This window comes from Streptomyces sp. NPDC054796 (assembly GCF_053611545.1).
In genome coordinates, this window is sequence record NZ_JBSHAO010000028.1 from 1 (window position 1) to 13,224 (window position 13,224).

Consider the following 13,224-nt stretch of genomic DNA (forward strand, 5'->3'; position numbering starts at 1 on the left):
GAGCGGAACCGTCCTACTCGGCGCTCGCCTCGATCATGTCAGCGCGCTCGACGATCTTCACGCGCTCGCGGCCCTGCGGTTCGCCCAGGGCCCGCTCCGCCGCGTCCAGGCGGTACCAGCCGTCCCACGTGGTGAAGCGGACGTTCCGCTCGGCGAGGAACGCCTCCACCGCCTCGGGCGCCGGCGAGGCGGGCGTGTGGAGGCGGCCGTTGGCGTGGTCGTCCAGCAGGTTGGCGACCGTTTCGTTGGCGTCGCCCTTGGTGTGGCCGATCAGCCCCACGGGGCCACGCCGGATCCAGCCGGTGACGTACGTGGACTGAAGGTGCTCGCCGGTCTCCTGGATGACCCGGCCGCCCTCGTCCGGCACCGTGCCCGACTCGATGTCCCAGGGCAGCTTCGGCAGCTTGTCGGAGAGGTAGCCCACGGCGCGGTAGACGCCGGTGACGTCCCACTCCTTGAAGGAGCCGGTGCCCTTGACGTTGCCGGTGCCGTCGAGCGCCGTGCGCTCGGTGCGCAGGCCGACGACCTTGCCGTCCTCGCCGAGGATCTCGGCCGGTGACTCGAAGAAGTGCAGGAACAGCTTGTGCGGCCGGTCACCGACGTCGCGGATCGCCCAGTTCTCCAGCGTCTTGGCGACCATGTCGGCCTGCTTGTTGGCGCGCCGGGTCGCGATCGAGCCCTCGTCGTAGTCGATGTCCTCGGGGTCGACGATGACCTCGATGTTCGGGGAGTGGTCCAGCTCCCGCAGCTCCATCGGGCTGAACTTGGCCTGAGCCGGGCCGCGGCGGCCGAAGACGTGGATCTCCTTGGCCCTGTTCGCCTGGAGGCCCGCGTGGACGTTCGGCGGTATCTCGGTCGGCAGCAGCTCGTCGGCGGTCTTGGCCAGCACGCGGGCCACGTCCAGGGCGACGTTGCCGACGCCGAGGACGGCGACCTTCTCCGCCGTGAGCGGCCAGGTCCTGGGCACGTCCGGGTGCCCGTCGTACCAGGAGACGAAGTCGGCGGCGCCGTAGGAGCCGTCCAGCTCGATGCCGGGGAGGGGCAGCTCGCGGTCGGCCGTCGCGCCGGTGGCGAAGATCACGGCGTCGTAGAAGGCGCGCAGGTCGTCGACGCTGATGTCGGTCGGGTAGTCGACGTTGCCGAAGAGCCGGATCTGCGGCTTGTCGAGCACCTGGTGGAGGGCCTTGACGATGCCCTTGATCCGGGGGTGGTCGGGGGCGACCCCGTAGCGGATCAGGCCGAACGGTGCGGGCATGCGCTCGAAGATGTCGATGGACACACCGGGCTCGGTGGCCACGTCGGACTTGAGCAACGCGTCGGCGGCGTAGATCCCGGCGGGGCCGGATCCGACGATGGCTACCCGCAGGGGGCGGGGCATGGTCAGGTTCCCTTCGAGCGAGGACAGGCTTGATCAAATCCTAAACTTAGGCAAACCTAAGTCGGTAGCCGGGTCCTCTTTATGACCCCATAAGGCGAGCTTATGCCGAGATTCGGGGAGCTTACCGCCCCGGACGGCCGGACGCGGAACCGTTCACATGGCGGACCAGCCACGCCATCAGCGCGTCGAGTCCGTGCGCCGCCGCGAGGACCTCGTCTACGGCCCCGGAGGTGTGCAGCGAGCCGTCGCCCCCGAGGTGACGCGCCGCGATCAGCGACCGGTGGCGCAGCAGCGCCGCACGTGACGGGTCGCACACATAGCCGCGCGGGGCCCGCTTCATCACGTCCCCGGAGATCTCGTACCCCCTCGCCGCCAGCTCTCCGACGACGGCGGCCAGCTCACGGCCACTCCCCTCGGCGGCGACGGCCGCCCGGAAGCTGTCGACCTGACCCGGATCGGGATACCACCAGGCGCCCTGGACCCGCAGCCCGTCGAGATCGAAGCGCAGGCCGATCTCGACCTTGCGGCCGAGCCTGATCACCCCGACCTGGTGCTGCCACCACCAGGAGTTGGTGCGGTAGTGCCAGACGGAGAAGTCCTCGTAGCGGGGATCGGCGTCCGCCACATCGCTCAGCAGCGCGATCATGGGCTGCCTGACGAGCTGCTCCCGCTCGGCCCGGTACCGCTCGCGCACCGCGTGCGACGGCTCGCCCTCCAGGTGGAGCAGCACCTCCACGGCCCGTTCCGGCCAGCCGGTGAACAGTGCGCACATACGCGCACACTAGCCGAGCCGCGCGCCCTTGCGGGGACCGTCGGAACGACGGTCACGGAGGGGCCCCGCGCCGGGTGAGGTGCCAGGAAAGCAGCGTCACCCGACGGGGTGGCAGTGCGGTCCTTCGGGCTGCGCGGACGCTGCTAAGGTGCAGCCATTCTCGGCTCCGAATCGGATCGCGGGAGCCTTGTCCGTGACCGGTCGGCGATGGGGCTTCCGTGCTTGGAAGGATCGGCGTGAACGGCTCCTGGACGTGGCGGAAGGCGTCTGCCAGTGACACCTCCGGCAATCAGTGCGTAGAAGTGGCGTGGACGGGGCGAGCCGTACTCGTACGCGATTCCAAGGAGCCCGATCGCGCTCCGCTCAGCTTCACCCCCGCCTCCTGGCAGCGTTTTCTCGCCGCCCCCTCGCAACAGGACGACACCTTCTCCGTATAGGGGGTGATGCGGTCCGCCTCGGGTGAGCGCGGACCGCACCGTCACTGCGACCGGCCTGTGCGCGACCGGTCTGGCGCGACCGGCTTATCGCGGGGTTCCCATCCGCCCCGCCAGCGTCAGTCCCGCCGTGGCGACGGCTCCCGCAGCCGCCCGGCCGATGTCGTCCGGTACGAGAACGAGGACGGCGACCGCCGCCGCGAGCGAGGCGACGGCGATGGTGATGGCGGTGAGCGCGTTGACCCGCGGAAGGCGGGGAATCTGGCGCGGCTTTCCGTGCGGCACCGGTTCTTGTGGCACTCCTGTTTGCGGCACTGGTTCTTCACTGAATGAGGACATGCGTACTCCTGATGGCCCGGGACTTTTGTGGTGCCATTCAGGGACCGGTCGCTTGCAGACGACCGACCCCAACAAGGACGTGCCCAAGCACCTATGTGATCACCCGTCAGTCTTGGGGAATGAAACACGCCCTGATACGTGATCATGCGCGTCTTCCGCTCTCCGACGGGAGCAGGTCGCAGTGTCGGCACTCTCATTAAGGAGATCGCCCATTTGCGATCCGGCGACACGCTACCTAGCAGATTGGCGTTTAACATCCTCGCGCGGGGAAAAGAACAGTGCACGAGACGGCAACGGAGTCTGCCCCGGAAAGGCCGCCCTGAACAGGGAGGATTTTCCGCCGCCCGGCAGACGGAGGCCCTCTCCTTGGACGCCGACCTCCGGTGGCCCGGGCGGTTCGGCATCAGGGCGAACTCGTTGCAGCGAGTGCGCCCTCTGTGGCTTCGCTCGCGCGGAGCCACAGTCCTGTGCACCTTCCAGCGCTGACCCTGCGCCCTGCCTGTGCTTCCGTGCGCTCCCCGGTGAGCCGCCGTACGGCCCGGCGGCGCGCGGCGGAACCCCCGGCGAACGGATCATGACGTCGGTTCGCCCGGCGGGCCCGGCGGCTCGTCGTGCCCCATCTCGTCGGCGAGGCGCAGGAACATGTCCAGCGCCGCCTCGTCCTTGACGGATCTCGCCTCAAGGTCCCAGAAGTAATCGAGATAGCGCGCGGCGTCCCCGGGAGTCGTGCTGATGGCGGCCTCGCTCAGATTCTCGATGTAGACCAGCGAGGGCATCTCCTCGGTGAACTCGAAGAGGGTGAAGGAGTGTGCCGACGCCGGGTGGGCGCCCTCTCTGAACGGGTAGACCATCACGCTGATCTGCGGTCTCGCCGCCAGTTCGGCGAGGCGGCGCAGTTGGGCACGCATCACGCCGTCGCCGCCCACACGCCGTCTGACGACGGACTCGTCCAGGATGAAGAAAAACTCCGCGTCCTCCTGTTCGAGCACTTCCTGGCGGATCATGCGGGCCTCGACCATGCGCTGCATGTCGGAGGCCAGGCGCTGCGGCGTGTACGTGCGCATGATGGACGCGGCGTACTCCTCCGTTTGCAGCAGACCGGGTACCGCGAGCGGCTGGAAGCTCCGGGACACCGTGGCAGAGGATTCCATGGCCAGGAACTCGAGGAATTCCTTGTCGAAAATGTCGCGGTACTCGGTGAAAGGCATCTTCCGGCTCGCCCGCGCCATTTCCAGGAGCTGCTCCACCCGCTCGCTCTCCGTTATCCGGTACAGAGCGAGCAACTGCCGCAGGTCGTTGGTGGAAACGCCCACCTCACCCGCCTCGATGCGCAACAGTTTGCTCGGCGACCACTCCATGTGCTGGGCGACACTCTTCTGTGTGAGCCCGGCGGTCAGCCTCGCCTCACGGAGTTCGGTGCGCAGCCGCAGGCGCTGCACCGCCGCACTCCCCTTCAACGGCACCACCATGCGGCATCCCCCAATCTGCTACACAGCCGATTGTGGCATCACCAACTGAAGAGCAGCAGACCACAATCACGCACAAACTCCACTGCCCTGCGACGGTTCTCGCGCGCGGCCTCGAAACCGCGCGGAGCACCACAGCGGCCCGTCGCCCCACCGGTGCGGTGGCGCGACGGGCCGTCGGATCAGCGGGCCGTCGAATCAGCGGGCCCTCGAATCAGCGGGCCCTCGGAACAGGGGTCGGCGGATCAGGGGTCGGCGGATCAGCGCTTGAGGGGGAGCGTCCCGCAGTTGGACGTGGCGGTCTTGCCCGAGAGGCGGTCGGTCATCCAGGAGATCGCGTCGCCCTGGTCGGTGATGAGGGGGACGAGGTGGTTGGTGAGGCTCTTGTCTCCGAGGTTGGGCACCTTGAGGCCCTCGTAGGTGACGTTGCCGCCCTTGCCGCACCAGTCGACGGCCAGTTGACGTGCCTGCTCGTGGGGCACGATGTCGTCCTCGACGCCGGTGGCCACACGTACCGGCACCGCGGGCTTGAGGGTGCCGATACGCTGCTTGTCGAGCGCGGCCTGGGCGCGGGGGTCGGCGGCGATGATGTCGCCGAGGGAGTCACCGCTGTTGGTCCACTTGGTGCTCTTGGTGAAGCCGTAGCCGAAGATGGCGTCGCCGACACACATGGTGGACGTGTCCTTCAGCGCCTTCCTGCCCGTCTCGTTGACATGTGCGTCGACGATCGCCTTCAGGTCGGGGTCGGACTGTGCGAAGCCGTTGATGGACCAGCCCAGCGCACCGGCCAGCGCGCTCCCGTCGATGCCCTTCATGACCTCCGTCAGATCGGCGGGAGGCGCGCCCGAGTAGGCACCGGCGAGCTTGACGTCGGGCGCGTAGGAGGGTTGCAGCTCGGCGGCCGAGGCGCTGGCGCCGCCACCCTGGCTGTAGCCGTACAGACCCACCCGGGAGTCGGCGGTGACGGAGGCACCCGGGACGGAGCGCGCCGCGCGTGCCGCGTCCAGCAGGGCGTGGCCCTGGTCGAGACGGTTGACGTAGGTGTGCAGCCGGTCGGTGGCGCCGAGGCCGACGTAGTCGGTGACGACCACGGCCGCTCCGGTCGACAGCAGACGGTAGATCGCCAGGTCCTCGTAGGCGACGGAGACGGTCCCGCGGCCCAGGGTCAGCGGGTTCTGGAGCGCCAGCGAGGGCGCGCACTGGTCCCCCTGGCCCATGGTGCCGGAGGCCACCGCCACGAGCGGGCGGGGCCCGTCGCCCTTCCACTCGGCCGAAGGTTCTATGTAGGCGCCCGTGACGGCGACGGGCTCGCCGCCTGCGTCGGTGGACTTGTACATCAGCCGGGTCGCGGTGCCCGGCATCGGGCGTCCGTCCAGGCCGGGCAGGCTCAGCCCGAGGGGCAGCGGTTCCTTGCGGATCAGGGTGCCGTCGTCGGAGGGCAGTTCGGCGGGCGGGTTGTAGAAGGCGGGGATGGGCACCCCGCGCGAGACCACCGACTCCGGTCCGTCGGCGGCCGAGGGCGCGGTGGGCGCGGACGCGGGTGCGGTGGCGGAGGCCGGTGCGACGGCCACGCCGACGCAGGCCGCGGCGGCCACGGTGGTGGCCAGCGCCCGCATGGCACGCGGTCTGCGCCGACGGCCGGGCGTGGCCCCCGGCACGGATCCCGGCGACGCCGACTGCTCGTCGGGCTCGCTGAAGCTGGAACGCGAACGGGTACTCGTGCGGCTCACGGCTCACTCCTCGCTCTGCTCCGGTGCAGGTGAGCGCAAGCTAGCAGCGGGGGCTTACCGAAGGTAACTCGTCGGTAAGTTACGTTGCGGTAACTATTGCTTCGGGCAACCACGTTGGCCGGTCCGGCGGTCCGCGCGCACGCCGGGCCGGTCTCAGGTGAGCCCGAGGCCCGGATCGGCTCCGGTCAGTTCGCAGCTCGCGTCCCACAGGTGCGCGGCGACGGTGTCGGCGTCCGCTTCCGGATCCGTCAGATAGGGCGCGACCGGCTCGGGCCGTGGCCGGCCGCGCAGGCCGAAGACCCGTGGTCCCCACAGTTGCCCGCCCGCCGCCTCCGGGTCCAGGACGGCCCGCACCACAGGCCACGCGCCCGCGTCCTTGCCCTGGACGACGAGCCCCGCGGGCAGGCCGCGCAGCCGTGCGCCGAGGCTCCGCACATGGACGGGCGGACGCGAGGGGGTGAGCGAGTCCAGTGCGCCACCGGGGTGTGCCATCACACTGCGCACCGTGCTGTCGGCGGCACGCAGGCGGCGGTCGAGTTCGGCGGCGAAGTACATCTGCGCCAGCTTCGACCTCCCGTAGGTGCGCTTGGGCCGGTAGTCGTGGCGGGACTGGAGGTCGTTCAGGTCCAGCCGCTCGGACTTCGCGGCGAAGCTGCCGACCGTCACGATCCTGCCCGCCTCCGCGCCGCGAAGCAGTGGCGCGAGCCATCCGGTCAGCGCGAAGTGGCCCAGGTGGTTGGTGCCGAACATGACCTCGTTGCCGTCCGCCGTCTCTCGCCGGGGCGGGTCGTCGAGTGCGACACCCGCGTTGTGGACCACCGCGTCGAGGCGGTCCAGCCCCAGTGTGTCCACGGCGGTGCCCACGGCCGTCTTCAGCGACGTCAGGTCGGCCAGGTCCAGTCGGAGGTGCCGCACCCGCGCGCCGGGCACCCGGGAGCGGAGGGTGTCCATGGCCGCCTCGGCCTTCGCGGGGTCCCGGCTGCCCAGGACGACCGTGGCCCCCGTTCCCGCGAGCTGCTCGGCGACGAAGTAGCCGATGCCCGCGTTGCCGCCGGTGACCAGGAAGGTTCTGCCATCGGCGCGCGGCAGCCGGTGGACGTTCCACCGCTGGTGCCGGGACACGGGCCGGGCCGGGGGTGCGGAAGACACAGGGACTCCTTGACGTCGGGAGGGGGACGGTGACGGCGACGGGGCGGGAGGGCGGCGACGGCGCACGGCGCTCGCACCTTGGCCGGTCACCGTACTCCCGCCCCGCCTCCACTCCCCCAATGTCCCCGCGCCCGCCGACACCTCACCGACAACACACCGACAGCGCCCGGTCCGGCACGGTTCAGCACATGTGCCGCCGGGTCAGGCGTAGTGGCGGTAGAGCGCCTCGGCCACACATGCGGGCTTGTCGCTGCCCTCGACCTCCACCGTGAACGTCATCCGCATCTGCACTCCGTCGCCCTTCACCTCTTCCACCGGGCCGACGGCGCCGTGCAGGCGGATCTTCGCGCCGACGGGCACGGGGCGGGGGAAACGGACCTTGTCCAGGCCGTAGTTGACGCTCAGGGAGGTGCCCGTGATCTCCAGCAGCTCGGTGAAGAGCGGGATGACCAGGGAAAGGGTCAGATATCCGTGCGCGATGGGTCCGCCGAAGGGGCCCTGTGCCGCCCGTTCCGGGTCGGTGTGGATCCACTGGTGGTCGTCGGTGGCGTCGGCGAAGGTGTTCACCCGTTCCTGGGTGATCTCGAGCCAGTCCGTGCGGCCGAGGTCAGCTCCGCTGAGGGCTGTGAGCGCGTCGAGACCGTGGGCGGTGGTGGGCATGCGCGTACCTTTCGATGAGGGGTGCCCCCGAGGGGCGCGGTCACGGGTGGGTGGCGGGGCGGGCGCCTGAGTGGGCGTCGGAGTGGGCGCAGTCGGCGCGCAGCGACGGTTTGGCGACCTTGCCGGACGCCGTACGGGGAAGGGACTCCGCGAAGGCGACCGACTTGGGGACCTTGTACTTGGCGAGCGCGCCCCGCACATGGGCGAGGATCCCCGCCTCGTCGGCCGCGGCACCGGGTTTCAGGACGACGACCGCGTGGCCGACCTCGCCCCACACCTCGTCGGCCACACCGACGACCGCGCACTCGGCGACGGCGGGATGGCCGAGGAGCGCGTTCTCCACCTCGGCCGGGTAGACGTTCTCCCCGCCCGAGACGAACATGTCCTTCACGCGGTCGACGATGTAGGCGAACCCGTCGGAGTCCGTCCGGGCCACATCGCCCGTGCGCAGCCAGTTGTCCCCGGTGAAGGCCGCCTCGGTGTCCCGTGGCCGTCCCCAGTAGCCCGTCATCACGTTCGGGCCGTGGACGAGGACCTCGCCGCTCTGGCCCGGTGTCGCGTCAGCGCCGTCGGGCAGCACCACGCGTGCGTCGGTGAAGAAGTGCGGCACCCCGGCGGAACCGGCCTTGGCCGCGGCCTGTTCGCGGTCCAGGTAGAGCACACCGGGTGATGCCTCGGTCATGCCGTAGCCCTGGCTGAAGGCCAGGCCGCGGGCGAGGTAGGTGTCGATGGTGCGTGCGGGCACCGGGGCGCCGCCGCAGACGAGTGACCGCAGGCTGGACAGGTCGGTGTCCGCCCAGCGTGGCGCGGCGGCCATGGCGTCGTACATGGTGGGCACCGCGAACATGTAGGTCACGCGTCGGCTCTCGATGACCCGGAGCACGTGGTCCGGGTCGAAGGCGCCGAGCAGCACCACACGTCCGCCCTTGAGGAGGGTGGGCAGGCAGGTCATGTTGAGACCGGCGGTGTGGAACAGCGGGGCGCTGACGAGTGTGACCTCGTCGCCGGAGAGGTCCGTGTCGACGAGGACGTTGACGCTGTTCCAGATGATGTTGGCGTGGGAGAGGACGGCACCCTTGGGGCGGCCCGTGGTCCCGGAGGTATACATGATCATGCACGGGTCGTCAGGGCCCACGGCCTCGTCCAGCGGCCCGGTGCCGCCGCGGGCGAGCAGGTCCTCGTAGCGGAGAGCCCCGTAGCGGAGAGCCCCGTCCCGTGCCTGCCCCACGGCATCCGGTGGCCCGTCGCCTGCGAGGACGACGCGCTCCCGTACTCCCGACCGCTCCGCCGCGACGCGGGCGGCCTCGGCCTGCTCCGGCGCGTGGACGAGGACCGTACTGCCGGAGTCGGAGAGGTTGTAGGCCAGTTCGGGCGCCGCGAGCCGGGTGTTGAGCGGGACGAAGACGGCGCCGATGGCACCCGTGGCGAAGAGGGTTTCGAGGAAGGCGGGATGGTTGGAGCCCAGATACGCGACGCGGTCGCCGTGTCCCGTGCCCAGCGCGCGCAGGGCGTGGGCCAGGCGCAGCACGCGCTCGTGGAGTTCCTGGTAGGTCCAGGTCCGTTCCTCGTGGACGACGGCGATGCGGTCCGGGGTCCTGCGTGCCCTGCGCTTCGGCCAGGAGCCGATGCCCTGGTTCAACACCGTGCCTCCTTCAGTCCTTGAGCAGGCCCAGCAGACGGGCGGCGTTCTCCTTGAGGATCTTGGGACGGACCTCCGGTTTGATGTCGAGCCGCTCGAAGTCGGCGAGCCACCTGTCGGGGGTGATGACGGGGTAGTCGGAGCCGAAGAGGACCTTGTCCTGGAGCAGGCTGTTGGCGTAGCGCACCAGTTGTGGCGGGAAGTACTTCGGGGACCAGCCGGACAGATCGATGTGGACGTAGGGCTTGTGGGTGGCCACGGCCAGTGCCTCGTCCTGCCAGGGGAACGACGGGTGGGCCAGGATGATGCGCAGGTGCGGGAAGTCGACGGCGACATCGTCGACCAGCATCGGATTCGAATACTTCAGCCGGATGCCGCCGCCCCCGGGCACACCCGCGCCGATGCCGGTCTGCCCGGTGTGGAACAGCGCGGGTACGCCGAGTTCCTCGATGGCCTCGTAGAGGGGGTAGGCGAGGGTGTCATTGGGTGCGAAAGCCTGGATGCTGGGGTGGAACTTGAAGCCGCGCACCCCGTGTTCCCTCACCAGCCGACGGACCTCGCGCACCCCGGCCAGGCCCTTGTGGGGGTCGACGCTGGCGAACGGGACGAGCACGTCGGGGTGGGCGGCGCAGCTCTCGGCGATCTCCTCGTTGGCGATGCGCGGGTGGCCGGTGGCGTGCTCCGCGTCCACGGTGAACACCACGGCCGCCATGCGGCGTTCGCGGTAGTAGCGGGCCATCTCCTCGATGGTCGGCTGCCGGTGGCCCTGGGTCTTGAAGTACGCGGCGGAGGCGCCGAACAGTTCGGGGCTGAGGGCGCCGTGGCCGTCCTTGGAGATCTCCGCGTGGGTGTGGACGTCGATGGCGGTCAGCGCGTCGACATCGAAGGCGGGTGCGGGGGTGGGTGCGGGTTCGGGTTCGGGTACGGGTGCGGGGGCGCTCCGCTCCCGCTTCGCGGGGTCGCTCATCTCATGCCTCCGGTGCCGTGGGTGCCGGAATGCCGTAGGGCTCGGGTTCGGCGCCCACGCCGCTGTGCCACCGCGCGGCGAGCGCGTCGGCGCTCCAGCCGCCGTCGGCGAAGGCGACCGCCTTCTCCTGGGGGTGTGCCCACAGGGCGAGCCGGTCGCCGCCGACGCCGATGGCCTGCCCGGTGATGTCCTGGGCCGCGTCGGAGGCGAGGAAGGTGATCAGCCCGGCGACGTCCTCGACCGCGCCCAGGCCCTCGTCCCTGCGCAGCCAGTCCGGCAGGGGCTCGCCCGTGCGCTCGGACTCCTCGATGAGGGGTGCGAAGGCCGGGATGGTGCGGGTCATCTCGGTGGCCGCGACGGGCACGACGGCGTTGACGGTGATGCCCGCCCTGGCCAGCTCCAGGGCCCAGGTGCGGGCCATGGCGACGATGCCCGCCTTCGCCGCGGCGTAGTTGGTCTGCCCGAAGTTGCCCCGCTGCCCGGCCGGTGAGGAGATCAGCACGAGCCGTCCGCCCGTCCCCTGCTGCCGCATCCGTACGGCGGCGGCGCGGGCGCAGGTGAAGGTGCCGCGCAGGTGGACGCGGACGACGTCGTCGAAGTCCTCGTCGGTCATCTTCCACAGCACGCGGTCGCGCAGGATGCCCGCGTTGGTGACGAGCACGTCCAGGCGTCCGAACTCCCGGACCGCCGTGCCGACCAGCCGCTCCGCCGCCTCGCTGTCACCGACGGCGGCCACCACACCGGTGGCCTTGCCACCGGCGGAGGTGACAGCCGCGACCGCCGCGTCGACCGCCTCCTGGTCGACGTCGTTCACCACCACCGCGGCTCCGGCGGCGGCGAGCGCCCGGGCGTATCCCAGGCCGAGACCGCGCCCGCTGCCGGTGACGACGGCGGCTTTCCCGTGCAGATCCATGTCCGCGCCTCTCGTGTTCCGTTGGGCCCGTGATGCCGCCCAGATTGCCGGAGGGCAGGCGGGCACCACACGACGATTAACAGGAATCCTGATAATGGCGAGTGTGGCCAACGCTAAGGAATCCTGTCAATGCCCTAGGCTGAGCACCGTCGGCTTCCGGTCGGCATCCCAGGGAATGGAGGCGTGCCATGGCGGCATCCGCGCGGTCCGTGGCGGCGGCGAGGACGACGAGGGGGCGGGTGTGAGCACCTCACTGCTGTATCTGGTCAAGCGGACCGAACTGGTGGTACGCGCACGCCTGGAGGAGTTGCTCAAGCCCGCGGGCATCACGGCGCTCCAGTACACGGCGCTCACCGTGCTGGAACGCCACGACGGGGTGTCGGCAGCGCAACTCGCCCGGGACTCGTTCGTCACGGCCCAGTCCATGGGCGACATGGTGCACACGCTGGAGAACCGCGAGCTGATCCGCCGCGAACCCAACCCCCGCAACCGCCGGGAGCGGCTCATCCTGCTCACCGACACCGGCCGGCGGCTGCTGGCCGAGTACGCCGGACCCGCCCGGCAGCTCGAAGAGGACATGGTCCGGGACCTCAGCCCCGAGGAGGTCACCCGGTTCCGCGAAACGCTGCATCGCACATGGCGCGCGCTGTCCTGACGCGGACGCTGTCCCGACGCGGACGCTGCCCCGACGCGGACGCTGCCCCTGCGCGCTACAGGTTCGGCGGGCCCTGCTCGACGCGGCGCAGCACGGGGGTGAGCCGGTCGAGTGCTTCCCCGGTCTGGAACTGCCGCTCGTCCCACCAGGTGGCTCCGGCTTCCGCCAGCGGTCCGACGAGATCGCGGGTCCTGGCGGGGTCGTCGCCGGGCGTGGCGCCGCCGAGGACGATGTCGAAGGAGGTGCCGGGCCGGTCCGCGCGCCGCTCGCCCTGCTCCCGCACATAGGCGACCAGCTCGCGGACCTGCCCGACGGGCGGCACATGGCCGTGCTCGGCGTCGGCGAAGAGGGGGACAGCGCCGTCCCAGCGGGCGGCCCGGCGCATCGGCGGACGGTTCGGCCAGAAGCCCGCGACCCAGACCGGCGGCCGGGGGCGCTGCGCCGTGGCGGGGAGCAGTGTCACGTCGCGCGCCTGGTAGTGCGGTCCCTCATGGTTCACCGGCTCGCCCGACCAGTAGCGCGCCAGCAGGTCCAGGCCCTCGTCCAGCCGCCCGGCCAGCGCCTTCGGGTCGGTCGTGTCGCCAAAACTCGCGTACTCGTCCTCGACGGGCCCGCCCAGCCCGGCACCGAAGGTGACCCGGCCGCCGCTCAGGACGTCGAGTGTCGCCACCTGGCGGGCGAGCTGCTGCGGGCGGCGCCGGGCGACCGGGGTGACCAGGGTGCCCAGCCTGATCCGGGAGGTGGCCAGCGCGGCGGCGGTCAGCAGCATCCAGGGGTCGCCGAACGGCTTGCCCGCGTACTTGCGGTGCAGCACGTGGTCCCAGACGAACAGCCCGTCCCACCCCGCTTGCTCCGCCGCGAAGGCCACCTTCGCCACGGTCCTGGGGTCGGCGAAGTCGCCGAAGTTCGGAATGTTGACGGAGTAGCGCATCTCCGCATCCTGCTGCACGCCGACGAGCCCGGCAACCGGCGGGCCGGTGACCGCCAGTTGAACGGGTGAGGCGTGTGCACCGCCCTGGCAATGTGACCCCGGCCCCGGTTGCCCGCGCGCCTTGCCTGTGCCTCCTGGGGGTTCGTTCGCGTGGTGCGGAACGCCTGCCCACAACGGTTGGAGCGGGCCGG

General features: G+C 70.7%; 13 protein-coding genes. 2 read left to right on the forward strand and 11 right to left on the reverse strand.

Features of this window, described 5'->3' with window-relative positions:
- Nucleotides 1-13 precede the first annotated feature (13 nt).
- Together ACWGJ2_RS22785 and ACWGJ2_RS22790 are read right to left on the reverse strand one after the other, a co-directional pair.
- Nucleotides 14-1,378 carry an FAD-dependent oxidoreductase gene (locus ACWGJ2_RS22785; protein ID WP_453348012.1) on the reverse strand — a complete coding sequence of 455 codons (1,365 nt, stop codon included), beginning with the start codon at nt 1,376-1,378 and terminating at the stop codon, nt 14-16.
- Between the two features lie 121 nt (nt 1,379-1,499).
- On the reverse strand, nt 1,500-2,150 hold the full coding sequence (locus ACWGJ2_RS22790) for a DUF2461 family protein (protein ID WP_453348013.1): 651 nt from the start codon (nt 2,148-2,150) through the stop codon (nt 1,500-1,502).
- A 236-nt stretch (nt 2,151-2,386) separates the two neighbouring features.
- Between ACWGJ2_RS22790 and ACWGJ2_RS22795 the strand changes: the two genes are divergently transcribed.
- Nucleotides 2,387-2,587, forward strand: coding sequence for a DUF397 domain-containing protein (locus ACWGJ2_RS22795; protein ID WP_453348111.1), 201 nt, complete (start codon nt 2,387-2,389; stop codon nt 2,585-2,587).
- A gap of 84 nt (nt 2,588-2,671) precedes the next feature.
- On the opposite strand, the gene ACWGJ2_RS22800 is transcribed toward ACWGJ2_RS22795, so the two are convergent.
- The 8 genes from ACWGJ2_RS22800 to ACWGJ2_RS22835 all read right to left on the reverse strand — a co-directional run bounded on the left by ACWGJ2_RS22800 (nt 2,672) and on the right by ACWGJ2_RS22835 (nt 11,447).
- Nucleotides 2,672-2,869: a hypothetical protein gene (locus tag ACWGJ2_RS22800; RefSeq protein ID WP_453348014.1), complete on the reverse strand. Its 198-nt coding sequence runs from the start codon at nt 2,867-2,869 to the stop codon at nt 2,672-2,674.
- Nucleotides 2,870-3,495: 626 nt separating this feature from the next.
- Nucleotides 3,496-4,392, reverse strand: coding sequence for a helix-turn-helix domain-containing protein (locus ACWGJ2_RS22805; protein ID WP_453348015.1), 897 nt, complete (start codon nt 4,390-4,392; stop codon nt 3,496-3,498).
- A gap of 257 nt (nt 4,393-4,649) precedes the next feature.
- Nucleotides 4,650-6,119 carry a lipase family protein gene (locus ACWGJ2_RS22810; RefSeq protein WP_453348016.1) on the reverse strand — a complete coding sequence of 490 codons (1,470 nt, stop codon included), beginning with the start codon at nt 6,117-6,119 and terminating at the stop codon, nt 4,650-4,652.
- Between the two features lie 153 nt (nt 6,120-6,272).
- Entirely contained in the window at nt 6,273-7,268 is a 996-nt protein-coding gene (locus ACWGJ2_RS22815) for an SDR family NAD(P)-dependent oxidoreductase (RefSeq protein WP_453348017.1), read from the reverse strand.
- A 201-nt stretch (nt 7,269-7,469) separates the two neighbouring features.
- On the reverse strand, nt 7,470-7,928 hold the full coding sequence (locus ACWGJ2_RS22820) for a MaoC family dehydratase (protein ID WP_453348018.1): 459 nt from the start codon (nt 7,926-7,928) through the stop codon (nt 7,470-7,472).
- A 40-nt stretch (nt 7,929-7,968) separates the two neighbouring features.
- Nucleotides 7,969-9,570 carry an acyl-CoA synthetase gene (locus ACWGJ2_RS22825; RefSeq protein ID WP_453348019.1) on the reverse strand — a complete coding sequence of 534 codons (1,602 nt, stop codon included), beginning with the start codon at nt 9,568-9,570 and terminating at the stop codon, nt 7,969-7,971.
- 10 nt (nt 9,571-9,580) lie between these two features.
- Nucleotides 9,581-10,534, reverse strand: coding sequence for an amidohydrolase family protein (locus ACWGJ2_RS22830; protein ID WP_453348020.1), 954 nt, complete (start codon nt 10,532-10,534; stop codon nt 9,581-9,583).
- Between the two features lies 1 nt (nt 10,535).
- Nucleotides 10,536-11,447 (reverse strand): SDR family oxidoreductase, encoded by a 912-nt coding sequence (locus ACWGJ2_RS22835; RefSeq protein ID WP_453348021.1) that lies wholly within the window; start codon nt 11,445-11,447, stop codon nt 10,536-10,538.
- A gap of 175 nt (nt 11,448-11,622) precedes the next feature.
- Between ACWGJ2_RS22835 and ACWGJ2_RS22840 the strand changes: the two genes are divergently transcribed.
- Nucleotides 11,623-12,102: a MarR family winged helix-turn-helix transcriptional regulator gene (locus tag ACWGJ2_RS22840; RefSeq protein ID WP_453348022.1), complete on the forward strand. Its 480-nt coding sequence runs from the start codon at nt 11,623-11,625 to the stop codon at nt 12,100-12,102.
- Nucleotides 12,103-12,157: 55 nt separating this feature from the next.
- On the opposite strand, the gene ACWGJ2_RS22845 is transcribed toward ACWGJ2_RS22840, so the two are convergent.
- Nucleotides 12,158-13,033, reverse strand: coding sequence for an LLM class flavin-dependent oxidoreductase (locus ACWGJ2_RS22845; RefSeq protein WP_453348112.1), 876 nt, complete (start codon nt 13,031-13,033; stop codon nt 12,158-12,160).
- Nucleotides 13,034-13,224: the final 191 nt, after the last annotated feature.